The sequence below is a fragment of the Pseudomonas sp. LBUM1648 genome, assembly GCF_059716145.1.
In genome coordinates this window covers 898,601-924,631 of sequence record NZ_CP166808.1, presented here as the reverse complement: position 1 = coordinate 924,631, position 26,031 = coordinate 898,601, and the positions used below count along the sequence as shown (strand labels likewise).

19 protein-coding genes are annotated in these 26,031 nt (G+C 60.3%); 9 read left to right on the top strand and 10 right to left on the bottom strand.

Annotation, left to right across the window (positions count from 1 at the left end):
• The first annotated feature begins 13 nt into the window (after positions 1–13).
• Genes ACA043_RS04000 through ACA043_RS03990 form a run of 3 tightly spaced genes read left to right on the top strand, consistent with a single transcriptional unit; the run spans position 14 to position 2,740 of the window.
• The gene (locus ACA043_RS04000; protein WP_497658653.1) at positions 14–919 is read left to right on the top strand and encodes a glycine betaine ABC transporter substrate-binding protein; all 906 of its coding nucleotides are present in this window, start codon (positions 14–16) and stop codon (positions 917–919) included.
• A 13-nt stretch (positions 920–932) separates the two neighbouring features.
• Positions 933–1,586, top strand: a complete 654-nt coding sequence (locus ACA043_RS03995; RefSeq protein ID WP_007915307.1) for an ABC transporter permease — start codon at positions 933–935, stop codon at positions 1,584–1,586.
• On the top strand, positions 1,583–2,740 hold the full coding sequence (locus tag ACA043_RS03990) for an osmoprotectant ABC transporter ATP-binding protein OsmV (protein ID WP_489879249.1): 1,158 nt from the start codon (positions 1,583–1,585) through the stop codon (positions 2,738–2,740). Before ACA043_RS03995 ends, ACA043_RS03990 begins: the two co-directional genes overlap by 4 nt.
• Before the next feature lie 49 nt (positions 2,741–2,789).
• Here the strand turns inward: ACA043_RS03990 and ACA043_RS03985 are convergent, their stop codons facing one another.
• The gene (locus ACA043_RS03985) at positions 2,790–3,710 is read right to left on the bottom strand and encodes a hypothetical protein (RefSeq protein ID WP_489879250.1); all 921 of its coding nucleotides are present in this window, start codon (positions 3,708–3,710) and stop codon (positions 2,790–2,792) included.
• A gap of 507 nt (positions 3,711–4,217) precedes the next feature.
• Between ACA043_RS03985 and ACA043_RS03980 the strand changes: the two genes are divergently transcribed.
• Positions 4,218–5,381 carry a type III PLP-dependent enzyme gene (locus ACA043_RS03980; protein WP_010213203.1) on the top strand — a complete coding sequence of 388 codons (1,164 nt, stop codon included), beginning with the start codon at positions 4,218–4,220 and terminating at the stop codon, positions 5,379–5,381.
• 65 nt (positions 5,382–5,446) lie between these two features.
• Here ACA043_RS03980 and ACA043_RS03975 read toward each other — a convergent pair whose 3' ends face one another.
• Together ACA043_RS03975 and ACA043_RS03970 are read right to left on the bottom strand one after the other, a co-directional pair.
• Positions 5,447–6,196, bottom strand: coding sequence for a tetratricopeptide repeat protein (locus tag ACA043_RS03975; RefSeq protein WP_497658652.1), 750 nt, complete (start codon positions 6,194–6,196; stop codon positions 5,447–5,449).
• The gene (locus ACA043_RS03970; RefSeq protein WP_187676737.1) at positions 6,193–6,873 is read right to left on the bottom strand and encodes a Fe2+-dependent dioxygenase; all 681 of its coding nucleotides are present in this window, start codon (positions 6,871–6,873) and stop codon (positions 6,193–6,195) included. The genes ACA043_RS03975 and ACA043_RS03970 overlap by 4 nt, the downstream gene beginning before the upstream one ends.
• 207 nt (positions 6,874–7,080) lie before the next feature.
• Here ACA043_RS03970 and ACA043_RS03965 point away from each other — a divergent pair, with 207 nt between their 5' ends.
• The 3 genes from ACA043_RS03965 to ACA043_RS03955 all read left to right on the top strand — a co-directional run bounded on the left by ACA043_RS03965 (position 7,081) and on the right by ACA043_RS03955 (position 12,796).
• Positions 7,081–9,384, top strand: a complete 2,304-nt coding sequence (locus ACA043_RS03965) for a TonB-dependent receptor (RefSeq protein ID WP_497658651.1) — start codon at positions 7,081–7,083, stop codon at positions 9,382–9,384.
• 218 nt (positions 9,385–9,602) lie between these two features.
• The gene (locus tag ACA043_RS03960) at positions 9,603–12,131 is read left to right on the top strand and encodes a PepSY domain-containing protein (RefSeq protein ID WP_497659617.1); all 2,529 of its coding nucleotides are present in this window, start codon (positions 9,603–9,605) and stop codon (positions 12,129–12,131) included.
• 296 nt (positions 12,132–12,427) lie between these two features.
• On the top strand, positions 12,428–12,796 hold the full coding sequence (locus ACA043_RS03955) for an endonuclease domain-containing protein (RefSeq protein WP_401268889.1): 369 nt from the start codon (positions 12,428–12,430) through the stop codon (positions 12,794–12,796).
• A 262-nt stretch (positions 12,797–13,058) separates the two neighbouring features.
• On the opposite strand, the gene ACA043_RS03950 is transcribed toward ACA043_RS03955, so the two are convergent.
• The 4 genes from ACA043_RS03950 to ptsP all read right to left on the bottom strand — a co-directional run bounded on the left by ACA043_RS03950 (position 13,059) and on the right by ptsP (position 20,323).
• Positions 13,059–14,600: an alkaline phosphatase D family protein gene (locus ACA043_RS03950; RefSeq protein WP_497658650.1), complete on the bottom strand. Its 1,542-nt coding sequence runs from the start codon at positions 14,598–14,600 to the stop codon at positions 13,059–13,061.
• 175 nt (positions 14,601–14,775) lie between these two features.
• The gene (locus tag ACA043_RS03945; RefSeq protein WP_497658649.1) at positions 14,776–16,509 is read right to left on the bottom strand and encodes a PTS fructose-like transporter subunit IIB; all 1,734 of its coding nucleotides are present in this window, start codon (positions 16,507–16,509) and stop codon (positions 14,776–14,778) included.
• Between the two features lie 11 nt (positions 16,510–16,520).
• Positions 16,521–17,462: a 1-phosphofructokinase gene (gene pfkB, locus ACA043_RS03940; protein WP_497658648.1), complete on the bottom strand. Its 942-nt coding sequence runs from the start codon at positions 17,460–17,462 to the stop codon at positions 16,521–16,523.
• A complete protein-coding gene (gene ptsP, locus ACA043_RS03935; protein WP_497616402.1) occupies positions 17,462–20,323 on the bottom strand; it encodes a phosphoenolpyruvate--protein phosphotransferase in 2,862 nt (953 codons plus the stop codon). The genes pfkB and ptsP overlap by 1 nt, the downstream gene beginning before the upstream one ends.
• 305 nt (positions 20,324–20,628) lie before the next feature.
• Between ptsP and cra the strand changes: the two genes are divergently transcribed.
• Both cra and ACA043_RS03925 read left to right on the top strand, forming a co-directional pair.
• Positions 20,629–21,624: a catabolite repressor/activator gene (gene cra, locus ACA043_RS03930; RefSeq protein WP_187676730.1), complete on the top strand. Its 996-nt coding sequence runs from the start codon at positions 20,629–20,631 to the stop codon at positions 21,622–21,624.
• A gap of 3 nt (positions 21,625–21,627) precedes the next feature.
• Positions 21,628–22,404 carry a TatD family hydrolase gene (locus tag ACA043_RS03925; RefSeq protein ID WP_489879256.1) on the top strand — a complete coding sequence of 259 codons (777 nt, stop codon included), beginning with the start codon at positions 21,628–21,630 and terminating at the stop codon, positions 22,402–22,404.
• A 16-nt stretch (positions 22,405–22,420) separates the two neighbouring features.
• Here ACA043_RS03925 and ACA043_RS03920 read toward each other — a convergent pair whose 3' ends face one another.
• The 3 genes from ACA043_RS03920 to ampD form a co-directional block, all read right to left on the bottom strand.
• Positions 22,421–23,125: a methyl-accepting chemotaxis protein gene (locus ACA043_RS03920; protein ID WP_410457990.1), complete on the bottom strand. Its 705-nt coding sequence runs from the start codon at positions 23,123–23,125 to the stop codon at positions 22,421–22,423.
• Between the two features lie 1,491 nt (positions 23,126–24,616).
• On the bottom strand, positions 24,617–25,456 hold the full coding sequence (gene ampE / locus ACA043_RS03915; RefSeq protein ID WP_489879257.1) for a regulatory signaling modulator protein AmpE: 840 nt from the start codon (positions 25,454–25,456) through the stop codon (positions 24,617–24,619).
• The gene (gene ampD / locus ACA043_RS03910) at positions 25,453–26,013 is read right to left on the bottom strand and encodes a 1,6-anhydro-N-acetylmuramyl-L-alanine amidase AmpD (protein WP_497658647.1); all 561 of its coding nucleotides are present in this window, start codon (positions 26,011–26,013) and stop codon (positions 25,453–25,455) included. Before ampD ends, ampE begins: the two co-directional genes overlap by 4 nt.
• Positions 26,014–26,031 lie beyond the last annotated feature (18 nt).

The window sequence follows — 26,031 nt, the reverse complement described above, 5'->3', positions numbered from 1 at the left end:
CGAAGGAATGAATATGAAACGACTTAGCTTGATCTCAGGCCTGATCCTGAGCAGTGCCCTGCTGTTCGCAGGCATCGCCCAAGCCGCTGAAAAACCGGTCATCCGCCTCGGCGCCCGGGTGTTCACCGAGCAAACCCTGCTCGCCGAAATCACCGCGCAATACTTGCGCAGCAAAGGCTACGACGCGCAGATCACCGGCGGTCTGGGCAGCAACCTTGCCCGCAGCGCCCACGAAAGCGGGCAACTGGACATGCTCTGGGAGTACACCGGCGTCTCCTTGGTGGCCTACAACCATGTCACCGAAAAACTCGACAGCGCCCAGTCCTACGCCCGGGTCAAAGAACTCGACGCGAAGAAGGGACTGGTCTGGCTCACGCCGTCGAAATTCAGCAATACCTACGCCCTCGCCCTGCCGAAAAACGTCGCCGAGCAATATCCACAGATCAGCAACATCAGCCAGTTGAACGAAGTGCTGCGCGCTGAAGCCAAGACCAATCACCTGGTGGCGCTGGACACCGAGTTCGCCAACCGTTCAGACGGTCTGGACGGCATGGTCAAGCTCTACGACATGAACCTGAGCCGCAAGAACATCCGCCAGATGGATGCGGGGCTGGTCTACACCGCACTGCGTAACGGTCAGGTGTTTGCCGGTCTGGTTTACACCACTGACGGTCGCCTGAATGCCTTCGGCCTCAAGCTGCTGGAAGACGACAAGCATTACTTCCCCGACTACACCGCAGCTCCCGTAGTGCGTCAGGCCTACCTCGACGCGCACCCGAAACTCGCCGAGCAGCTCAAGCCGCTGGCCGAACTGTTCGATGACGAAACCATGCGCCAGCTCAACGCGCGGGTCGATGTCGATCATGAAAGCCCGTCGTCGGTTGCCGCCGATTTCCTGCGCCAGCATCCACTGAATTAAGAGAGGAGAAGTCATGGAATTCTTGAACGCCTTTTCCCATCTCGACTGGCAGCAGGTGATGCACCTGACCTGGCAGCACATCACCCTGGTCGGCATCGCTGTGACGCTGGCGATCGTCGTCGGTGTACCACTTGGCATTCTGATGACGCGCTTCCCGACACTCGCCGGCCCCTTGCAGGCCAGCGCCACGGTGCTGCTGACCGTGCCGTCGATTGCCCTGTTTGGTTTGCTGCTGCCGTTCTACTCCAAATTCGGCCAGGGCCTCGGCCCAATGCCGGCGATCACTGCCGTGTTCCTTTATTCACTGCTGCCGATCATGCGCAACACCTACCTCGCCCTCACGGGTGTGGAACCGGGCATTCGTGAAGCCGCACGCGGCATCGGCATGACCTTCGGCCAGCGCCTGCGCATGGTCGAGCTGCCGATCGCAGTGCCGGTGATCCTCGCTGGTGTGCGCACCGCCGTGGTGATGAACATCGGCGTGATGACCATCGCCGCGACCATCGGCGCCGGTGGCCTCGGTGTGTTGATCCTCGCTTCAATCAGCCGCAGCGACATGTCGATGCTTATCGTCGGCGCGCTGCTGGTCAGTCTTCTGGCGATTTTCGCCGACCTCTTCCTGCAGTGGCTGCAACGTTCGCTGACTCCAAAAGGATTACTCAAATGATCGAACTTCAAAACCTCAGCAAGACCTTCCAAAGCAACGGCAAAGATGTGAAAGCCGTGGACTCGGTGAGCCTGACCGTCAATGAAGGCGAAATCTGTGTGTTCCTCGGGCCATCGGGCTGCGGCAAAAGCACCACGCTGAAGATGATCAACCGCCTGATCAAACCGACCTCGGGCAAGATCCTGATCAACGGCGAAGACACCACCGATCTCGACGAAGTGACCCTGCGCCGCAACATCGGTTACGTGATCCAGCAGATCGGTCTGTTCCCCAACATGACCATCGAAGAGAACATCGTCGTGGTGCCGAAACTGCTCGGCTGGGACAAACAGAAGTGCCACGACCGCGCCCGCGAACTGATGAGCATGATCAAGCTTGAGCCCAAGCAGTATCTGCATCGTTATCCGCGTGAATTGTCCGGTGGCCAGCAACAACGCATCGGCGTGATCCGCGCACTGGCAGCTGATGCACCGCTATTGCTGATGGACGAACCGTTCGGCGCGGTCGACCCGATCAACCGCGAGATGATCCAGAACGAGTTCTTCGAGATGCAGCGCGCGCTGAACAAGACCGTGATCATGGTCAGCCACGACATCGACGAAGCAATCAAACTGGGCGACAAGATCGCGATCTTCCGTGCCGGCAAACTGTTGCAGATCGATCACCCGGACACCCTGCTCGCGCATCCGGCGGACGACTTCGTGAGCAGCTTCGTCGGTCAGGACAGCACACTGAAACGCTTGCTGTTGGTCAAGGCTGAAGACGCGGCGGACAACGCGCCGTCGGTGAGCCCGGAAACCCCGGTGGCCGATGCGCTGGAGTTGATGGACGAGCATGACCGTCGTTACGTGGTGGTTACCTGTGCCGAGAACAAGGCACTGGGTTACGTGCGTCGTCGCGACCTGCACCGCCAGACCGGCACCTGCGCGCAGTACCTGCGTGAGTTCAACGCCACGGCGGCGTACGACGAACACTTGCGTATCCTGCTGTCGCGCATGTACGAGTTCAACCGTGCGTGGTTGCCGGTGATGGATGCCGAGCGAGTGTTCCTGGGCGAGGTGACGCAGGAGTCGATTGCGGCATATCTGAGCTCGGGCAGATCCCGTGGGGGCAAGACCAGCATCGTCTCTCCCGCCGAGACTGCACCGGCCTGACAGAAGGCCGCCTGCGTCTCTTTCAAGGGGCACGGGCGGTCCGCTCTGATCAGGAAGAAATGGCCTGGTCTGCGGGGATGAACTCGAACCGCACATCAGCCGCCGTTGTCTGCGGCAACGTGATCTTGATCGCTGGAATCCAGATACCCGTCTGCCCCTTGAAATCTCGCTGGTCATACTGCGCGCCGGCCTTGCCCGTATCGTTCACATAAAAAACCGCCTCGATCGGCAATGTCGCCCCCAGGTTCTGTGCCCACTTGGCCAGACGGAACTCATTCTGCGTACTAAAAGCGAAGGCTCCCCCTTGCCCCTGAGCCTTGACCGCTTCGTTAAAGGCGGTCGTGGCTCCCTGATCCAGAACATCGCGTACATCAAAACCGCAGAGCGAGCCATATTTGCTCGACTGCTGATTGTAATGCGCCAGGTATTGGGCAGCGGTATTAATGCCTTGGGATTGGCACGGCCGACTGGACGCTAACCCCGGGGTTTGGCCACAGCCCTGATCAGTACGAGCGGTCGTTGCACCATCCACCGGAAAGAAACAAAGTATTTCCGGCTCGATTTTTCCGATCGGTTTGAAAAAATAGGGATACAGGATAAATCCATTGTTATAGCCGAAGACCAGCTTGCTGAACTTCGCGTCAGCTCTAAGGTAGGAAAAAGATACCCCTGTAGACGTTGGATTGGGGTTCCAGAAATGAAACTGGGTGGAGTGTTGTGTAGCTCTCAACATGACGCCGGAACACAGAAATGCAGGTGCTCTCGGGTTGTCTCGGCACATGTTGACTTTATTGTGGTAGGCCTCCGTCAGATAGGCCGCGATTTGCGGCCCGGTGCCTGCGGCCATCACCCCCGATGCCTGGGCGCCAATCTGTTGCTCTTGATGAACGGCAACCGTTGGCGTCACGACCTCATGCCTCACGCATCCGGACAGCGTAAACACAATCAGCCATAGCCATAATCTGTTCACTACGATTCTCCCTGCGCTCGTTTGATTAATGAACTGCCGGGTCGATCATAGAAATAAAGCTGGACGTAAACACCTGTCAGAAATACTAGTGTTTCGCCCCTTTTCAAGGCCTATTCGAAATTAAAAAACCAGGCCTTATTTCTGTTTTTCTATGATGCGCGGAGCGTGTCAAACGGAGCACCGGGGAACATCAGCCTGTCATATCGGTCGGTTACATCAGTAGCGGGGCAAGACCGCACGACGGAAGCGTGCAAAAACGCGACATTTTTAGTTGATCTCACGCCCCTCACGCCCTAAAGTTCGCGCCGAACGTCCATGCTGGAAACGATCCATCCGGCTCAAGTACTGACGACGAGACAGCAAGGCCAAGGGAAAGAAGCTGCATTTCCCATGGCCTTTTTGCTTTCGGCGACATGCCTTGGGAAGTAGGCGAACCAAAGTGGGGATACGGAGGACGTTCATTTGCACCCATTGATCAATTCAGTTTGCCCTTAGGAGTCTCCCAGCATGTCGATCAACGTCGAAGATTATTTCGCGCGCGCCACTTTTGACAAAATGAAGGCGTTCGCCGACAAGCAAGAAACCCCGTTCGTGGTGATCGACACCGCGATGATCAGCCAGGCCTACGATGACCTGCGCGCCGGTTTCGAATTCGCCAAGGTCTACTACGCGGTCAAGGCCAACCCGGCCGTCGAGATCATCGACCTGCTCAAAGAGAAAGGTTCGAGCTTCGACATCGCCTCGATCTACGAGCTGGACAAAGTGATGGATCGCGGCGTCAGCGCCGACCGTATCAGCTACGGCAACACCATCAAGAAATCCAAGGACATCCGCTACTTCTATGAGAAGGGCGTGCGTCTGTTCTCCACCGACTCCGAAGCCGACCTGCGCAACATCGCCAAGGCTGCGCCGGGCTCGAAAGTTTATGTACGTATCCTTACCGAAGGCTCGACCACGGCCGACTGGCCACTGTCACGCAAATTCGGTTGCCAGACCGACATGGCCATGGATCTGCTGATCCTCGCTCGCGACCTGGGCCTGGTGCCTTACGGCATCTCGTTCCACGTTGGCTCGCAACAGCGCGACATCAGTGTTTGGGACGCAGCGATCGCCAAGGTCAAAGTGATCTTCGAACGTCTGAAAGAAGAAGACGGCATCCACCTGAAGCTGATCAACATGGGCGGTGGCTTCCCGGCCAACTACATCACCCGCACCAACAGCCTGGAAACCTACGCGGAAGAAATCATTCGCTTCCTGAAAGAAGACTTCGGTGATGACCTGCCGGAAATCATTCTGGAGCCGGGCCGTTCGCTGATCGCCAACGCCGGCATTCTGGTCAGCGAAGTGGTGCTGGTTGCACGTAAATCCCGCACCGCCGTCGAGCGTTGGGTGTACACCGATGTGGGCAAGTTCTCCGGCCTGATCGAAACCATGGACGAGGCGATCAAGTTCCCGATCTGGACCGAGAAAAAAGGCGAGATGGAAGAAGTCGTCATCGCCGGCCCGACCTGCGACAGCGCCGACATCATGTACGAGAACTACAAGTACGGCTTGCCGCTGAACCTGGCGATCGGTGATCGTCTGTACTGGTTGTCGACCGGTGCGTACACCACCAGTTACAGCGCAGTTGAGTTCAATGGCTTTCCGCCGCTGAAATCGTTCTACGTGTAACGCACACACGCCGAAATGCAAAAAGCCCATGACGTGTCATGGGCTTTTTCGTATCCGCCGATCCCCTACAAGGATTGCGCGTAGCGTTGAGAATATTGGTTGGCCATGGCCTGGATTCTGGGATCCGTTGCGCTCGCCAGCGTCTGACTCGCTACTCGCAGGAAATTCAGGTTGCCACCGGCCAAGGCCTTCTCAAGCCAGAAAATGGCTTCATCGACATTGCCCTCATCCGCCAACACCGCCGCGTAACTGAACTGCCCACGAAAATCTCCGCCCTCAGCCGAACGTCGATACCACTCGCGCGCCGCTGCCGAATCCGCGGGGCACACCTGCCCTTCTTCCAGATATCGCCCGAGCAAGTTCATCGATTTCGCATGGCCCGATTCGGCGGCACGCTGATAAAGCGCAAACGCCTGAAGATGATCCTCAGCCACGCCTCGTCCGGTCGCCCGCAAGTTGGCCAGGTTATACATCGCCCAGTCCAGCCCTGCCTCGGCGGCCATTCGATAATGTTGCGCCGCAACCGCGGCATCCAGTGCACAACCCCAGCCATGCTCGTGACAACGGCCGAGCATATTGCGCGCCATCAGATGCCCTCGCCCCGCAGCGATGCCGAACCAGCGCAGCGCCAGCGCTTGATCCTGGGCAATGCCTCGGCCATCGAGCAGGATCTGCCCGAGCAACGCCTGCGCCTCTAGGACACCCTCGCCCGCCGCCAGCAAAATCGCCTGTGCCGCACGGGCCGGGCTCTCTTCGAGCATGGCGCTGAGCTGCTCAACGTTGAGGACTTCTTCGCGGCGCAGATGAAAACTCATACCTCGACCCAGCGACGCAGCAGGTTGTGATAGGTGCCGGTGAGGCGGATCAGCGACGGGTGATCAGGCATGTCCTGGGTGAGCTGCTGGATCGCCCCGTCCATCTCGAACAGCAACGCGCGCTGACTGTCTTCGCGCACCAGACTTTGCGTCCAGAAGAACGACGCATACCGCGCGCCGCGAGTGACTGCATTGACCTTGTGCAGGCTGGTGCCGGGGTACAGCACCATGTCACCGGCGGGCAGTTTCACCCGTTGGGTGCCGAAGGTGTCCTGGATTTCCAGTTCGCCGCCGTCGTAATCCTCAGGTTCGCTGAAGAACAGTGTTGCCGACAGATCGGTACGCACCCGCTCGATGCTGCCCTTGGGCTGGCGCACGGCGTTGTCGATGTGGAAATCGAAACTGCCGCCAGCCGTGTAGCAGTTGAGTAACGGCGGGAACACTTTGTGTGGCAGCGCGGCAGACATGAACAGCGGGGTTTGCCACAGCCGTTCAAGCATTGCCGCGCCGATTTCCTTGGCCAGCGGATGGCCTTCAGGCAGTTGCAGATTGTGCTTGGCCTTGGCCGACTGGAAGCCGGCGGTGATCTTGCCATCGGCCCAATCCGCTTCTTCCAGCGCCTGGCGGATACGCTGCACTTCTTCTTTCGCGAACAGGCCGGGAATGTGCAGCAGCATGGCAAACGTACCTGATGGTAAAGGGGCGCCAATGGTATTGATTCTTATTGGCCAAGTAAAACCCGAGAGACGAATGAATCAGTAAAAACCGTAAGGCCAAATTGTAAAGAATGTAAATTCAGTGCGAATAACAATGTTTCGCAATTGATACGAATAACTGTTTACCCTATATTCCGCGACCTCAAATCCTTGGGGAGGGGAATAAAAATGGCACGTCAACACGCACAATTACCGGTCAGTTCACCACGCTTGCTCGCCTCTGCAATCGGCGTGGCAATCACCGCTGGCTCCGCCGGCCACATGGTGTTCGCCGCCGAAAAGACCGACAGCAAAGCTGCCGGCAATGCCATCGCCCTGGACGCCACGTCGATCACCGGCGAAGCCCAGGACGCGACTTCCTATCAGGTCGAGAAAGCCTCCTCGCCCAAGTACACCGCACCGCTGGTCGACACGCCGCGCTCGGTGACTGTGATTCCACAACAAGTCCTCAAGGATACCGGCGCCCTGAACATGCAGGACGCGCTGCGTACCGTGCCGGGCATCACCTTCGGTGCCGGTGAAGGCGGCAACCCGCAGGGCGACCGTCCGTTTATCCGTGGCTTCGACGCCCAGGGCGACACTTACCTGGACGGCGTGCGCGACACCGGTTCGCAGAGCCGCGAAATCTTCGCGGTGGAAAACATCGAAGTCAGCAAGGGTCCGAATTCCGCCATCGGCGGTCGCGGTGCGGCCGGCGGCAGCATCAACCTGGTGAGCAAGAAAGCGCACCTGGGCAACTCGTTCGACGGTGGCTTCACCTGGGGCTCCGACCAGACCCAGCGCTACACCCTCGACGGCAACTATCAGTTCAGCGACACCGCTGCCGGCCGTCTGAACCTGATGAGCCACGAGAGCAACGTCGCCGGTCGCGACAAGGTCGACTACGACCGCTGGGGTATCGCGCCATCGCTGGCCTTCGGCCTGGGCACCGACACCCGCGTCAACCTCGATTACTACCATCTCGAAAGCAACGACACCCCGGATTCGGGCGTGCCTTACACGCTGTCGAATCCGCGCTCCAAGTCCAATCCGGACAAGCCCTACGCCGGCGGTGATGACAGCAACTTCTACGGTCTGGATCGCGATTTCCGCAAGGGCCGCACCGACACCGCGACCTTCGCCATCGAGCATGACCTGAGCGACTCGCTGACGATCAAGAACACCCTGCGCCACGGCACCAGCATGCAGGACTACATCCTGACCCAGCCGGATGACAGCAAAGGCAACGTCAACAACGGCAGCGTCTGGCGTCGTGCGAACACTCGCGTGAGCAACACCGAGACCACCACCAACCAGACTGACTTGTTCGGCAACTTCTACGTCGCCGGCTTCAAGAACAGCTTCTCCACGGGCGTGGAATACACTCGCGAGGAAAGCAAGAAATCCTCGTACAACGTCAACACCGACACCACACCGCGCACCACTGCCGCGTCCACCAACTGCACCCCTTCGATGATCGGCGCAACGAGCGGCTACAACTGCACCTCGCTGTCGAACCCGAACCCGAACGATGCGTGGAACGGCGCGATCTCGCGCAACTACGCCGGCACCGACACCAAGGCCAACACCTACGCGCTGTATGTGTTCGACACCCTGGAATTGTCCGAGCAGTGGCTGGTGAACATGGGTCTGCGCTACGACCACTTCGACACCGAGTACAAGACCTACACCGCTGCTGGCGCCACCACCTCCAAGGGCGATGACACCAGCGAGTTCGTTACCGGTCAGTTCGGCGTGGTCTACAAACCGGCGGAAAACGGCAGCATCTATGCTTCTTACGCCACCTCCGCCACACCGCCGGGCAACACCCTCGGCGAAGGTCAGGAAGGCAACCCACTGGGTGGCACCCCGGATCGCAGCGGCAACCTGCTGAGCAGCGACATGGAGCCGGAAACCACCAAGAACTACGAAATCGGTACCAAGTGGGATCTGCTCAATGATCGCCTGTCGTTGACCGCCGACATCTTCCGTACCGAGAAAGAAAACGCGCGTGTGCAAGTCGATACCACGTCGTACGAAAACGCCGGCAAAACCCGCGTGCAAGGTATCGAACTGTCGGCCAGCGGCAAGATCACCGACAAATGGCAAGTGTTCGCCGGTTACGCCTACATGGACAGCGAGCAAGTTGATGGCGGCGCTTTGAACCGCGCCACCGACGGCAATCAACTGCCTAACACACCGAAAAACAGCGCCAGCCTGTGGACCACTTACCAAGTCACGCCGAAGCTGACCATCGGTGGCGGTGCGTTCTATGTCGACGACGTGTTCGGCAACGTGGCCAACACCACCATGGTCGACTCCTATGTTCGCTACGACGCAATGGCCGCTTACAAGCTGACCAAGAACGTCGACCTGCAACTCAACGTGCAAAACCTGACCAACGAAACCTATTACGACAAAGCCTTCTCGACCCACTTCGCCAACCAGGCGGCGGGCCGTACGGCACTGTTGAGCACCAACTTCCACTTCTAAGGAACCTGTAGGAGCTGCGGTACGCTGCGATCTTTTGATCCTGCTTTTGACTCTGGGAAATCCAAGAACAAAAGATCGCAGCGTGCCGCAGCGCCTACAAACAACAAAGCCCCGTTCATTAGATTGAACGGGGCTTTTGTGCGTAATCAAAGAAGCTCTCGATAACCCACGGCATAATGTGCGCCGTGATGACAATTTCCGAACGGACGGCGAGTGACGTGTTGAAGAAAACCCTGTTCCAGTTGCACTGGTTTTTTGGCATCACTGCCGGCCTGGTGCTGGCCCTGATGGGCATTACCGGCGCCGCCTATTCGTTTCAGGACGAGATCCTGCGGACGCTGAACCCGTCGGTGTTGCAGGTGGAAAAACAAGTTGCCGGCGTGCTGCCTCCCGTTGAACTGGTAGAACGCATCGAAGCCACCTCGGGCAAAAAAGTCTCGATGCTGTGGGTCGAGACCGACAGCGGCAACGCCGCGCGGGTGTACTTCACCCCGCCCAAAGGCGAGCGCCGTGGCGAGATGCGCTACTTCGATCCGTACACCGGCGAGTTCATGGGCAATGCCGTGGGTCAGGACTTCTTCGGCCTGATGCTGCAGTTGCACCGTTTCCTCGCCATGGGCGACACCGGTCGCAACATCACCGGCGCCTGCACCCTGATCCTGTTGTTCTTCTGCCTCTCGGGCCTTTACCTGCGCTGGCCGCGCCAGTGGAACAGCTGGCGTGTGTGGCTGACCCTCGACTGGAAGAAAAAGGGCCGCGCCTTCAACTGGGACCTCCACTCAGTAGCCGGCACCTGGTGCCTGTTGGTGTATCTGCTGCTGGCGCTGACCGGGTTGTCGTGGTCTTACGAGTGGTACAACAAGGGCCTGACCAGACTGCTTTCCGACGCCCCGCAAAACGAACGCGTACGCGGTGGTCGCGGGCCTGCGCCGCAAGGGCCTGCGCCCACAGCCGACTACGCCGCGATGTGGAGCAGCATCTACAGCGCCGCCGGTCCAGGCCTGTCTGCCTACAACATCCGCATGCCGCCCGTGGCTGGCCAACCGGCGACGGTGTTCTACCTGCTCGACAGCTCGCCCCATGATCGTGCGCTGAACCAGATCACCCTCGACCCGGCCACCGGCATCGTCAAACGCGTCGACCGCTACGCCGACAAGAGCTTCAAGGCGCAACTGCTGACGAGCATTTATGCACTGCACGTCGGCAGCTATTTCGGTCTCATCGGGCGGATCATCATCACTGTCGCCGCCATATGCATGCCGCTGTTTTTCATCACCGGGTGGCTGCTGTATCTGGATCGTCGCCGCAAGAAAAAGCAAATCAAAGATGCGCGCAAAGGCCTCGCACAACCGGCCGGCGATGCTCCGGCGTGGCTGATCGGCTTCGCCAGCCAGAGCGGTTTTGCCGAGCAACTGGCCTGGCAGACCGCCGGCCAATTGCAGGCCGCCGGGTTGCCGGTCAAGGTGCAGCCGCTGGCCAATGTCAGCGAACAGGATCTGCGTGATTCAACCAACGCGCTGTTTGTCGTCAGTACCTTCGGCGACGGCGAAGCGCCGGACAGCGCCCGTGGTTTCGAACGCAAGGTGCTGGGCAAAGCCTCGACACTCGACAGCTTGAACTACGCGGTACTGGGCCTCGGTGATCGTCAGTATCAACACTTCTGCGGGTTCGCCCGTCGTCTGCACCAATGGTTGAGCGAGCACGGCGGCAAGACCCTGTTTGCCCCGGTGGAAGTCGATAGCGGCGATCCGTATGCCCTGCGTCACTGGCAAACCCAGCTGGGCCAACTCACCGGGCAAGCACCGGTCGACACCTGGCAGGCGCCGAGCTACGACAACTGGACGCTGGTCCGCCGTGAACTCATGAACCCGGACAGCAGCGGTTCGCCGGTTTATCTGTTGGGCCTGAGCGCACCGAATACCAGCAGTTGGCTGGCCGGTGATCTGGTGGAAGTGCTGCCACGCAACTGCCCGTGGATCATCGAGCACTTCCTCGACGGCCTCGGCATTCGTGGCGAGACCACGGTGAACATCAACGGACTCGAAGAACCGCTTGATGTGGCACTGGCCTCGCGCCAACTGCCAGAGCATCGCGCGCATCTGGTGGGTCTGCATGCGCAGGCGCTGGTCGATGCCATGGTGCCGCTGGCCATGCGCGAATACTCGATCGCGTCGATTGCCGCTGACGGTTTGCTGGAGCTGATCGTGCGTCAGGAACAACACAGCGACGGCAGCCTTGGCGTCGGCTCCGGCTGGTTGACCGAGCATGCGCCGGTGGGTGGCAGCATCAGCTTGCGGGTGCGCCGAAACAGCGGCTTCCACTTGCCGAATGAACCGGTGCCGATGATTCTGATCGGTAACGGCACCGGCCTTGCCGGGTTGCGCAGTTTGCTCAAGGCGCGGATTGCCGACGGTCAACAACGTCAGTGGTTATTGTTTGGCGAACGTAATCGTGAATACGATTACCTGTGCCGTGCGGAGCTGGAAGAGTGGTTGATCAATGGTGATCTGGAGCGGCTGGATCTTGCGTTTTCGCGGGATCAGGCCGAGAAGATTTATGTGCAGGATCGGTTGCGTGAGTCGGCTGATGAGTTGAAGAAGTGGCTGGCCGACGGTGCTGTCATCTATATCTGTGGCAGCTTGCAGGGAATGGCATCAGGCGTGGACCAGGCACTCAACGAAATCCTCGGCGCCGCCGAAGTTGAACGTCTGATCGAACAGGGCCGTTATCGCAGGGACGTTTATTGAAATCACTGAAAAGCCCCTCACCCTAACCCTCTCCCGGGGGAGAGGGGACTGATTGGGAGATGCCGGAGAGTTACGCCGACCTGAACGCTCTGTGCCGAATCCATAATCGCCTTCGCGCGCTGTGCCAGATCCATTTCGCCATCCGCGTCTGTACCAAATCCATAATCGACTCGGTCTTTCAGGTCGATGTACAACCTGAAACAACTCCGTAGGCCCCCTCTCCCCATGGGAGAGGGCTGGGGTGAGGGTCGTGAACTAAAGTGAAATCTCAAGCCACTTCACAAGGATCGTGAAGCATGCCAAACCGCCCCACACTCGCTCAATTCGCCCGCCATTTACGCACTCACCAAACCGACTGTGAACACCTGCTCTGGCAAAGAATACGTTCGCGCCAAATCGTTAATCTCAAGTTCCGCAGGCAATTCCCCTGCCCGCCCTATGTGCTGGATTTTTATTGTGTTGAGTTGAAACTGGCCATCGAATTGGACGGCGGTCAGCACTATGAAACGGCGGGTGTGATTCACGACCAGCGTCGGACGCTGTTCCTTCAACGTCAGGGCATTGAGGTTGTGCGGTTTAGCAATCTGGAAGTGATTCAGCAGATGGGGGATGTGCTGGAGCAGATCATCAGGATTGCGGAGGGTCTGAAAAACCCCTCACCCTAGCCCTCTCGAAACGTCGGACCGCCCAAAGGGAGAGGGGACTGATTGGGGGATGCTACAGAGTTACGCCGACCTGAAAGCTCTGTGCCGAATCCATAATCGCCATTCGCGCGCTATGTCAAATCCATAATCAACCTGAAACTGCTTCACCAAATCCATAATCGACTCGGTCTCTCAGGTCGATGTATAACGCCAGACACCCCGGTCGGCCCCCTCTCCCTCAGGGAGAGGGCTGGGGTGAGGGTAGCTTTTGACTCCCCCCATCTCAAACCGGCTGCAACTTCTTCTCAAACACCGCCACCCCATCCAGATCCCGCAACACCACACTCATCTCCCCGCTCTGCCCTTCAATATTCACCTCGCCAAAAAACTGAAACCCGGCAAACGGTGAAGTGTTCTGTGCCGGCGGAGCCTTCTCGAACACCACCTCGGGGCCGAAGGTTTTATCCAATGGATTAGGTCCAAAACTCCCGGCGTTCAACGGCCCCGCGACAAATTCCCAGAACGGTTCGAAATCCTGAAACGCCGCACGATCGGGGTGGTAGTGATGCGCCGCGCAGTAATGCACGTCTGCCGTCAGGAAGACAAAATTGCGCACCTGTTGCGCTCGCAGATAACCGAGCAATTCAGCGATTTCCAACTCACGTCCCTGCGCTGGTCCCGGGTCGCCGTTGGCCACCGCTTCCCAGCGCGCCACGCCCGGGCTCACCTCGCCATCAGGCACGCCAAGACCAATCGGCATGTCGGCGGCAATCACCTTCCATTGGGCTTTCGATTTCTTCAAGCCACGCTTGAGCCAGTCCAGTTGCTCACGCCCCAAGAACGGTTTCGCCGCCCCGAGGTTGTCGTCGTTGGCTTCTCGATAACTGCGCATATCCAGCACAAACACATCGAGCATCGGCCCATAACTGATCTTGCGATAGATCCGCCCGCCACCGTCGGCCGCCTGTAAACGCATGGGCGAATATTCCAGCCAGGCCTTGCGCGCACGGCCGACCAGGGTGTGGATATCTTTTTCCTGATAACGCTCGTCGAGCTGTTTGCCGGGTGACCAGTTGTTGACCACTTCATGGTCGTCCCACTGCCAGATCTGCGGCACTTCGGCGTTGAAGCGGCGGATGTTTTCGTCCATCAGGTTGTAGCGGTAGTTGCCGCGATAGTCGTCGAGGGTCTGGGCGACTTTGCTCTTGGCTTCGGTGGTGATGTTGCGCCACACCCGACCGTTTTCGGTGGTCAGTTGGGCCGGCACCGGGCCGTCGGCGTAGATGGTGTCGCCGCTGTGGATAAAGAAGTCCGGCAGGCGCAGGCGCATCGCTTCGTAGATACGCATGCCGCCGATGTCCGGGTTGATGCCGAAGCCCTGGCCGACGGTGTCGCCGCTCCAGACGAAGCGAATATTGCGCCGCGCCGTCGGGGCGCTGCGCAAGTGGCCGAGCCACGGTTCGCTGGCCACACCAGTGCGAGCGTCCTTGAAGTACACGCGATAGAAAATCGCCTGATCGGCGGGCAGCCCGGTGAGCTCAACACGGGCGGTGAAATCGCTGTGGGCATCGGCGAGCGCCGAGACGACGCGGCGTGGATTGCGAAACTGGCTGCGGGTGTCCCACTCGACCACCATCCGCGCCGGACGATCGCTGCGGCTCCAGATCATCGCGCGGTCGCCTTGCAGGTCGCCGGACTGCACGCCATCGGTGAGTTGCGGACGATCCTTGACCGACGCAATCACCGCCGGCGCCAGGCTCGGCATCAACAGACCGGCGCCGACGACTTGCATGACACGCCGGCGGCCCACATTGAAATCGCTCATGCTGTTCTCCCTGAAAAAAGGAAAACTAAAGCACGCGATGATGAATCCGGCATGACAACACATCCTCCTGTGGGAGCGAGCCTGCTCGCGAAAGCGGTGTGCCAGTCAACATCCATGTGACTGACAGATTGCATTCGCGAGCAGGCTCGCTCCCACAGGGGATTTGTGTTGTCAGTCAGGCCTTGGCGGGTTCCAGCGCCAGCTCAACGGCCTCCGGGCGTTTGACCGTTGCGTAGACAACGGCGGTCAACAAACTCCCCGCCACAATCGCCAGCAGATACAGCAGCGCATGATTGATCGCATTCGGGATCAGCATGACGAACAAGCCACCGTGCGGCGCCATCAGTTTGCAGCCGAAGTACATCGACAACGCACCGGTCAGCGCACCGCCAGCGATGCTCGCCGGGATCACCCGCAATGGATCTTTCGCGGCAAACGGAATCGCCCCTTCGGAGATAAAGCACAGCCCCAGTACGAAGGCAGCCTTGCCGGCCTCGCGTTCGGTCTGGGCGAACTTGCGCCGGGTGATGAACGTGGCGATGCCCAGACCAATCGGCGGCACCATCCCGGCCGCCATGGTCGCGGCCATCGGCGCGTAACTCTGCGAGGCCAGCAGCCCCACCGAGAACGCATACGCGGCTTTGTTGATCGGCCCACCGAGGTCGACGCACATCATGCCGCCGAGCACGATCCCAAGCAGAATCGCGTTGGTGGTGCCCATGCTGTCGAGAAACTGCGTGAGCGCCGCGAGCATGCCCGCCACCGGTTTGCCGACCACGTAGATCATCACCAGGCCGGTGAACAGGCTGGCGAACAACGGGATGATCAGAATCGGTTTCAGTGCCTCAAGACTTTGCGGCAACGCGACATAACGACTGATCGCCTTGGCCGCATAACCAGCGATAAACCCGGCGACGATCCCGCCGATAAACCCGGCGCCCAAAGTGCTCGCCAACAGGCCGCCAATCATCCCCGGCGCCAGGCCTGGACGGTCGGCAATCGAGTAGGCGATGTAACCGGCCAGCAGCGGCACCATCAGCTTGAACGCGGTCTCGCCGCCGATCTGCATCAGTGCCGCCGCCAGTGTGCCTTCCTCTTTGAACGCGGTGATGCCGAAGACAAACGACAACGCGATCATCAAACCACCCGCCACCACCATCGGCAGCATGTACGACACGCCGGTCAACAGGTGTTTGTAGACGCCAGTTTTCTCCGACTTGGCCGGTGCCTTGCCGTCGCTGGCGGCGCTTTCCTGCTGGCCTTCAGCGAGGGCTTTTTTCAGTGTGGCTTCGGATTGCTTCAACGCAATGCCGGTGCCGCAGCGGTAGATTTTCTTGCCGGCGAATCGCTCGGTGGCGACGTCGATATCCGCCGCCAGCAGCACCACGTCAGCCTCGGCAATCGCTGTCGCGCTCAGCGGAGTTTTCGCGCCGACCGAGCCTTGGGTTTCGACCTGCAATTCATAGCCCAGACGCTTGGCCGTTTGCTGCAACGCCTCGGCCGCCATGAAGGTGTGGGCGACGCCGGTCGGGCACGCGGTGATGGCGACGATGCGTGGCGCACGCTGCGCAACGGCAGCCGGGGCAGCTGCGCTGGCGACATAAATTTCGGCTTCTTCGGCACCACGACGCAGCACCGCTTCGACGTCCTGAAGGGCTTGCGCCGGGGCAATCTGAAAGACCCGTTTGCCGACGAAACGCGTCATGTCGACGTTACCGGTGGCGACCAGCAACACCCACTCCGCCGCTTCGATGGTCGCTGCCGACAATTCACGTTCCGGGTGCGCCGCGTCGACCACTTCGACGCTGGTGCTCCAACCCTGACGCTGGGCCGCCGCATCGAGCAAACGGGCGCACAGCACACTGGTGACCATGCCGTTCGGGCAAGCCGTAACAATGGCTAACTTCATGACAAACCCTCTTATTGTTCTGTCAGGGGGCGCACGCGCACGCCCTGTTCGAGCTGCGCCAGTTGCGCGGCGTCGTTGATGCCAAAACCGATCTGAGTCACCGCCATTGCGGCAATCGCCGTGGCTGTGCGCAAGGTTTGCTCCGGCGTGTCGGCACTGAGCAAACCGTGGAGCATGCCGGCCAACAGTGAATCACCGGCACCCACGGTGCTGGCGACGCTGACCTTTGGCGGCGAGGCATGCAGCGCCGAGCCGACGCTGAACCAGTTCACGCCGTCGGCGCCGTGGGAGATCACCACGTGTTCGATGCCTTGCCCGTGCAACTGCGCCGCTGCGTGCGCCTCGGCGGCGTGGGAAACCACTTCGCAACCAAGCGCATCGGCCAACTCTTCCGTATTCGGTTTGATCAGCCACGGACTGGCCTTGAGCGCTTCGCGCAATGCTTCGCCGCTGGAATCGAGGGCGACTTTCAGGCCAAGGGAATTGAGCCGTTCGATCAGTTCGCGCAACCACCGTGCAGTCACGCCGCGCGGCAGACTGCCGGCGACCACGACCGCGTCGTGCCCCGGCGCAATCTGCACCAGACGATCGAGCAATGCCTGCTGCGCCGCTGCATCGACCACCGGCCCCGGGCCGTTGATGTCGGTGATACGGCCATCGCGCTCGGCGACTTTGATGTTGCTGCGCGTTTCGCCCGGTACACGGACAAACGCATCGACAAAGCCACGCTTGGCGAACAGGGTCTCGAACGCTTGCAGATTGTCTTCGCCGAGAAAGCCGCTGACTGTCAGTTGATGGCCGAGGTCGGCCAGCACCTGCGCGACGTTCACGCCTTTACCGGCAGCATGGGTGTGCATCTCATTGCTGCGATTGACCTGACCGGCAGCCAGTACCGGCAGCTCGACCGTGAGGTCCAGCGCCGGGTTGAGGGTCAGGGTGAGAATCTTGGCCATTACAGGGCCTCCACTAATGCACGCACTTCATTGGCGCTGCCCACGGTGAGGGCTTGTTGAGCAAGGGTTTGCGCCTGGGTCAGGCTGATTTCGCGGATGCGTGCCTTGACCTCGGCAATGCTGCGGCCGGACACGCTCAACTCATCGACACCGAGCCCGACCAGCACAGGTACTGCCAACGGATCGGCCGCCAGCTCACCGCACACGCCGACCCATTTGCCATGGGCATGGGCCGCACGCACGGTGATGTCGATCAGTTGCAGTACCGCCGGGTGCAAGCCGTCAGCCTGGGCCGACAGCGTCGGGTGACCACGGTCGATGGCCAGGGTGTATTGAGTCAGGTCGTTGGTGCCGACGCTGAAGAAGTCGACTTCCTTGGCCAGCACCGGCGCGAGCAACGCGGCGGACGGCACTTCGATCATGATCCCCAGTTGCAGATCGGCGACCGGGATTTCCAGACGCAGACGTTCGGTCATGTCGCGGGCCTGACGCCACTCTTCGACACTGCCGACCATCGGGAACATGATCCGCAATGGGCGGTTATCCGCCGAACGCAGCAAGGCACGCAATTGCGCTTCCATGATCTGCGGGCGCTGCAAGGTCAGGCGAATGCCGCGCACGCCGAGGAACGGGTTTTCTTCCTTGGCAATCGGCCAATAGGGCAGCGGTTTGTCACCGCCGACATCCAGCGTGCGCACCACCAGCGGTCGACCAGCGAGGCCGTCGAGGACGCGGCGGTATTCGGCTTCCTGAGTCGCCTCGTCCGGCGCCTGCGGGTGGGCCATGAAAATCAGTTCGGTGCGCAGCAGACCGATGCCTTCGGCGCCCTGCTCCACCGCACTGATCACACCGGCGCTTTCGCCGATGTTGGCGAACACTTCTACCGCGTGACCGTCGGTGGTGTGCGCCGGTTGATGGCGTTGTTCGGCGGCTGCTTTGAGGCGTTGCTCACGGGTGTCGCGTTCTTCGGTGGCGCGTTGCAGGGTCGCCGCATCGGCGTCGACATGCAGGCGACCGCGTTGGCCGTCGAGCAGCAACGGCGTGCCCGGCGCCAGCAGCAACACCGCTGCACCTGCACCGACCAGCGCCGGAATGCCCAAGGCACGGGCGACGATGGCGCTGTGCGCGGTGGCGCCGCCGCGAGCAGTTAGAATCCCTGCCACTCGCGCCGGATCGAGCCGCGCCACGTCGGACGGGCCGACTTCGTCCATCACCAGAATGTACGGCTGCTCTGGCTCGTTCGGCGTCTGCACGCCACATAGTTGCGCCAGCACCCGGCGGCCGATATCACGCAGATCCGCCGCCCGTTCGGCGAGCAAGGCGTCCTGCAGCGATTCCTGCTGTTTGGCTGCGGCCTCAATCACTGCCATCCACGCAGCTTCAGCGCTTTCGCCTTGCTTGAGGCGCGTGTCGACTTCGTCGGTCAGTTCCGGGTCGTCGAGCATTTCCTGGTGGGTGATGAAAATCTCGCGAATGGCTTTGGCTTTGCTGCGTTCGATCAAGCCTTGAATGTCGCTGCGCACATCGCTCAGCGCTTGCTTGAGGCGCTCGCGTTCGACGGCGGCGGACTCGCCACGCAGCGGGTATTCGATGGTTTGCTGCACTTGAATGTGCGCCGGGCCAATGGCGATGCCCGGTGCAGCGGGAATCGCTTGCAACTGAGTGCCGGACGCCGGAGCGATCACGACTTCGGCGATATCGGCGATGACTTCGCGTTGCTGACTCACGGCCGGTAATGGCTCGACCTCTTCGCCAAGACCTTCTTCGATGGCCGCAAGCAATGCCGGCAACGCATCGGCAGCGATGCTTGGCTCGGCGATAAGCTCCAGCACCTGACCACGACGGGCGCCGAGGCTGAGCAGTTTGCTCAGGCTCTTCACCGACACGGCGCTGTCCTGACTGTCGACGATGCGTACACGAATCTCGCCGTCAAAACTCTTCGCCAGTTGCGCCAGGATTTTCGCCGGACGCGCGTGCAAACCATGGGCGTTGGCCAGCGCGATGCGTGCGCTCGGCCAGTCGGCAGGCAGCTCGCCGCCGAGCACTTCAAGGACTTTGCGGCTGCTGGTGGCGCGGCCCAGTTCATGGCCGCGACCTTCGATCAACAATGCGCAGAGGCGTTCAAGCAGCGCCTGATGGGCTTCGCCAAGGCTGGCCAGGCAGAACAGACCGCTCAGCGGTTGACCGAGGTAGCGTATTGGCTTGTCCGGGGTGACGAAGGCCAGCCCCGGACGCTTCACGGTTTGTTCGCTGTGCAGCCACCACAAACCATCGCCCAGCGGCAGCGCTTCGACTTGCTGCAACACGCCGGCAAAACCGTTGCTCACACAATCAGCCTGACGCAGCAGACGCGCCCCCCGCCAGACCAATTCTTCAAAATCGTCGGCAGCGACACCGAGGCCGATCATCTGTGCGTCCAGCGCCAATTCCTGCGGCGCGCCTTGCAGCAGTTTCAGCAGCGCTTCGGGGGAACTGGCGCGACGCAGGGCCTGGCCCAGATCGGTCTCGCCGAGGGCACGGGTCAGCAGTTGCAACAGGCGCAGGTGTTCGTCGGATTTGGCGGCGATACCGATGGCCAGATAAACGATCTGGCCGTCGCCCCAATCCACGCCCTCGGGAAACTGCATCAGGCGCACGCCTGTGGCGAACACCTGATCGCGGGTTTCGGGCGTACCGTGGGGAATGGCAATACCTTGACCGAGAAAGGTCGAGCCCTGGGCTTCTCGGGCCTGCAATCCGGCGAGGTATCCGTCGGCGACCAGTCCATCGGCGACCAGATGATTGGCCAGCAATTGCAGAGCAGCGGGTTTATCCACAGCCGATTGGCCCATGGATATCTGCTCTATAGTGAGCTCGAGCATGCGATCTCCTTTTTGGCACATGAAGGCGCCAGGTATTGTTTTGGATGGTTGCAGCTTAGGCGCTTGTCAGCCTCCTTTTCAGGGGCAGTTTTGGCGGTTTCACGGCAGAACCGGCCAAAAGCGTCTAAAACGTAGAAAATACGCTTGCTGAAACGTTTAATCTAGATTGATCGGCACGTTACTCGATAATGTCTCATCGTTGAAGTCCAACTTGTCGGATGCGTTGCGACAATGGTCGTCTGCCCGAATCGGGTAGGATTGGCGAAAATCTCGCCGTACGCTCGAAAAAACAAGGAAATACCGGGTTGAAACTCAGTGATATCGCGCGGTTGGCCGGAGTGTCCGTGACCACCGCCAGCTACGTCATCAATGGCAAGGCCGCACAGCAACGCATCAGCACCGCCACCGTCGAGCGGGTGCGTGCGGTGGTTGAGCAACACGGCTTCACGCCCAATCCACAAGCCGCCGGGTTACGCAGTCGGCATACCCGCACGCTGGGCTTTATCCTGCCGGATCTGGAAAACCCCAGTTACGCGCGGATCGCCAAACTGCTGGAACAAGGTGCGCGGGCGCGCGGCTATCAGTTGCTGATTGCCAGCTCCGACGATGCGCCGGACAGCGAACGCCAACTGCTGCAACTGTTCAAGGCGCGCCGTTGCGATGCGCTGATCGTCGCCAGTTGCCTGCCGGCCGGGGATGACAGCTACCGCCAGTTGCAGGCCAAGGGCCTGCCGATCATCGCCATCGACCGGGTCATGGAACCCGAGCATTTCTGCTCGGTGATCAGCGACGACCGCGAGGCCAGCCTGCACCTGACCCAAAGCCTGCTCGATCCTCAGTTGAAGCAGATCGTCCTGCTTGGCGCCCGCCCTGAGCTGAGTATCAGCCAGGAACGTGCCGCCGGCTTCAAACAGGCCCTCGTCGATTTCAAAGGCGAAGTGCTGGTCGAGCATGCCGAATCTTTCAGCCGCGAATGTGGCAAGCAACTGATGGAAGAACTCCTGCAACGTCTGGGGCATTTACCGGACGCGCTGGTGACGACTTCCTACGTGCTGTTGCAGGGCGTGTTCGACGCGTTGCATGACTTCCCGCTCAAATCCCGTCCACTGCGCCTCGGCACGTTCGGCGACACGCAGTTGCTCGACTTCCTGCCGCTGCCGGTCAACGCCATGGCCCAGCAGCACCAGTTGATCGCCGACAAGGCGCTGGAACTGGCACTGGCCGCCGTCGAACAGTCGGAATACAAGCCAGGCGTGCAAGCCATCGCGCGTACCTTCAAGCAGCGTATTCACCGGGACTGAACCGTGGAGCTGATCGACAGCCACACCCACCTGGACTTCCCCGACTTCGACGCCGACCGTTCGCAGTTGCTCGCCGAAAGCCGCGCCCTCGGGGTGCGGCGGATGGTGGTGCTGGGGGTCTGTGAAGGTAATTGGCAGCGGGTGTGGGATCTGGTGCAGAGCGATCCCGAGTTGTACGCGACGTTCGGTCTGCACCCGGTTTATCTCGATCAGCACCGCCCCGAAGATGTAAAGGCACTCGGCGACTGGCTGACGCGGCTGCGCGGTCATCGGCAGTTGTGTGCGGTGGGTGAGATCGGTCTGGACTACTTCATCGAAACCCTTGACCGCGAGCGCCAGCAGGCGCTGTTCGAAGCGCAACTGCAACTGGCGGCGGACTTTGCATTACCGGCGCTGATTCATGTGCGCCGCAGCCACGCGGCGGTGATTGCCACGCTCAAGCGTTTTCGTTTGAAGCGGGCCGGGATCATCCACGCCTTTGCCGGCAGCCGTGAAGAGGCGCGCGAGTACATCAAACTCGGTTTCAAACTGGGTTTAGGTGGCGCGCCGACCTGGCCGCAGGCACTGCGCATGCATCGGGTACTGGCGGATCTGCCGCTGGATTCGATCGTGCTGGAAACCGATTCACCGGACATGGCGCCCGCGATGTTTCCCGGTCAGCGCAACAGCCCGGCGCATCTGCCAGCGATTTGTGCAGTGCTCGCGCAACTGATGAATATCAGCGCGCAGCAATTGGCTGCTACCAGCACTGCCAACAGCTGCGAAGTGTTCGGCTGGTAAGTTAGCTGCGTACACGCTACACGCGGAAGGCGCTGATCAGCTGTTTCAGTTCCACCACCTGCGCCGACAAAGCCCGACTCGCATCTTCAGTCTGATGCGCGCCCTGCGCCGTGCGTTCGCCGGCACGGTTGATCTCGACGATGTTCTGGTCGATGTCATGGGCCACCGCTGTCTGCTGCTCCACCGCAGCGGCAATCTGCTGGTTCTGATCGACGATCATGCCCACCGCGCCAAGGATGTTTTCCAACGCCTGCTGAACCTTCTCCGACTGCCCGACCGTGCCGTTGGCCATCTGATGGCTGATGCCCATGGCCTTCACCGCCGCACCGACGCCGCCGTGGAGCTTGGCGATCATCTGCTCGATTTCTTCGGTCGACTGCTGCGTGCGTTTGGCCAACGTGCGCACTTCATCCGCGACCACGGCAAAACCGCGCCCCTGTTCTCCGGCGCGAGCGGCTTCGATCGCAGCGTTGAGTGCCAGCAGGTTGGTCTGTTCGGCGATGCTCTTGATCACTTCCAGTACGCGGCTGATCGACTGGCTGTCACTCGCGAGTTGATTGATCACCCGCACAGATTGATCGATCTCGCTGGCCAGCGCGGCAATGCTGCCCTGCTGCGACTCCACCAGACCACGACCATTGACGGTCTCGTCATTCACGCTGTGGGCGCTGCTCACCGCCGCTGCGGCACTGCGCGCCACCTCCAGTGAGGTCGCCGACATCTGGTTCATCGCCGTGGCCACTTGTTCTATCTGCGTGCGCTGCCCGGCAACGGCCTGATTGCTTTGCGCCGAGACATTTTCAACCTGCGCGGCCTGACGCTCGACTTCGCCAACGGTGTGGCCAACGCGCTCGATCAAGTCGTGAATTTTCCTCACCGTGCCATTGAACACTTCGCCCAACTCACCCAGCTCATCACGGCTGCTGGCCTTGAAGTTGACGGTCATGTCGCCGGCTGCAACCTTGTCCATCATCGCGCCAAGGCGTTTGAGTGTGGTGCGAGTCGAAGCGTAGAAACCGCCGTAGAGATAGAAAATCAGCACAAACACCACCGACAACGCCACAGCTTGCAAGACCATGTGCGTGCGGTTTTGCGCCAGACGCTGCTGCAATTGCGTGTCGAGGAATTTCAGGGAGGCTTCGTCGAGCTGGTAGGTCTTGTCGATCAGCCCGGTGATCTGGTCGTAAAAGGCCTGCCAAGGTGCGTCGAGGGTGTCGGCCATCACCACTTGCTCTTCGAACAATTCGCTGGCCTGTTTAAGCGACGCTTTACTCGTCTCGGCCTGAGCGCTGAGTGTTTCGTGCGCCGCTTTGCTGGAGCCGAGGGCGTCCTGTAGCTTCAGGCCATATTCAGCTTGAAGCTTTTCGATCTGCACCAGCAGTTCATCAAAACGGGTGCTCGACGAACTGTTGAGAAAACCCTGCCCCAGCGAATACGAACCCATCGCCCGGCCTTCGCCGAGGGTCTGGGTAACGGCCGGTGTTATCAAGGTAACGAGTTCGCTGAGCTGACGGATGTCACCCTGATTGTCGCGACTCAGGCCAGCCTGACCGGTGATGATCTGGCTGAAAATCTGCGCACTGGCCAGCAACTTGCCGATCAAGGCACTTTTGCTTTGCAGGGAGTTTTCCGCTTGCTGGGCTTTGAACGCGGCAATCATTTCATCGCGTTTACCGTCAAACACTTTGATCTGCTCAGGATCGTCGGTCATTGCCGTCAGCCCTTGCAGGCGCGCCAGAACGGCTTGTTCGAGAATGGTGATCTGCGCTTCGACATTGCCAGCCTTGCCGGACTGGCCGAGGGTGACGTTGATCTGCACCAGGTTGTTGAGGGTTTCCAGATCCCGACGCAGGCTCAGGCTGCTGCCCAGCAGGTCGAGGCTTTGCAGCTCGACGCGAGTGCCCTGAAATTCGCGATAGGAATCGCGCACCAGATAGAAATTGGTCACCAGCATCGGCACCAGGAACAGCACGCTGATCAGGCTGAACTTCATGCCGAAGCTCAGACGGTTCATCAGCGAGACGGCGGGATAGAGCAAGCTCTTCACTGGAAGTCTCCCTTGGTTTTTCTTGTTTTTATTGGCAGGCGCGCAGAGACAGCAGATAGCCACCATCGGGCGCTATCTCTGTATAGCTCAAATCGGAGGGAGGTTTTGTAACTTAAGGTTAACGGTGGCGTGTGCCGAGGGAGTTTGCTCACTCGGCACCATCAATCAGTGAATCAGCACCGTCCACAAGGCAAACCCGGCATACCACAGCACCGCCGCGCGCAGCAGCAATTCCCACAGGCAATCGAGGGTGTTGATGCCTTCAGGCCCAACGGCAGGAGCCGGGATCTCCCCCGCTGCCAATCCGACCTTGTTGATCAGTTGCGCAGCACTGATGTTCCAGTTCAGCAACTCATGCAGCATCACTCGGCTGACCGCGACGAAGTTGCCGACCAACGCAAAACTCGCCGCCAGCAAGCGCACAGGCACCCAGTCGAAGGCGTGGCGCAGTTGCGCGGCACGCTCGACCAGCGCCGGGTTCTGACCGTGCTCTTCGGCCAGCGCCAACAAGCGATAGGCCAGGGCCGCCACCGGGCCGAGCACGAAATACCAGAAGATCACCGCGAAGAAGCTCTGGTAGGCCTGCCACAACAGATGCCCCTGCACCCGGTCGAGCAATTGCTCGCCGCTGTCGGCACAGATATCCAGATCACGCTTGGCCACATGCGCCGCCGCTTGCAGATCCTCGCGCCGCCAGGCATCGCGGAACGGCCCGAGCCCGCCGAGCAAGTCACCACGCCCCAGGCTGTAAATCACCACCAGCAAATGCACTGGCAGGGCCAGCAGGCCGTATGCCACTGGTTCCAGCACTACCAGCAACAGACCCAGCAACGCCAACGGCAGCAACACCAGAATCGTCAGCACCAGCCAGGGCTGTTTGGCCAGACGCTCGCTGCTTTCGAGTTTGTTCAGTTCGCGGATCCATCCGCCATCGCGTTGAACCCGATGGCGCAAGGCCGAGAATTTCTCGATCCAGACCGCCAGCAGTAACACCAGAAAACTCATTGTCCTTCCTCTTGTGCCAGGGCCGCGCGGTAACGCGCCCAGTCGAATGCCGGGCCAGGATCGGTCTTGCGCCCGGGTGCAATGTCGCTGTGTCCGCAAATACGTGCGCCGGTGATGGCCGGAAATGCGCTTTGCAACTGGCGGGTCAGCACGGTCAGCGCCTGATACTGCGCGTCGGTGAACGGCAGATCATCGGTGCCTTCAAGCTCGATGCCCACAGAAAAATCGTTACAGGTTTCGCGCCCCTCGAACATCGACACGCCCGCATGCCACGCCCGCTCAAGACAGGAGACAAACTGGATGACCTTGCCGTCACGTTCGATCAGAAAATGCGCAGAGACCCGCAGGTCGGCAATCCCTGCAAAGTAGGGATGTTCGGTGACATCCAGACGATTCTGGAAAAATTCCTGCACCTTGCCGGTGGCGAACTGCGCTGGTGGCAGGCTGATGTTGTGGATCACCAACAGGGAAATTTCGCCCGCAGGGCGTTCATTGAAGTTGGGCGATGGGCAGGCCTGCACCCCGTGACACCACCCGCTAGCGGGATCCAACTGCATACCGATTCCTTCAACGCC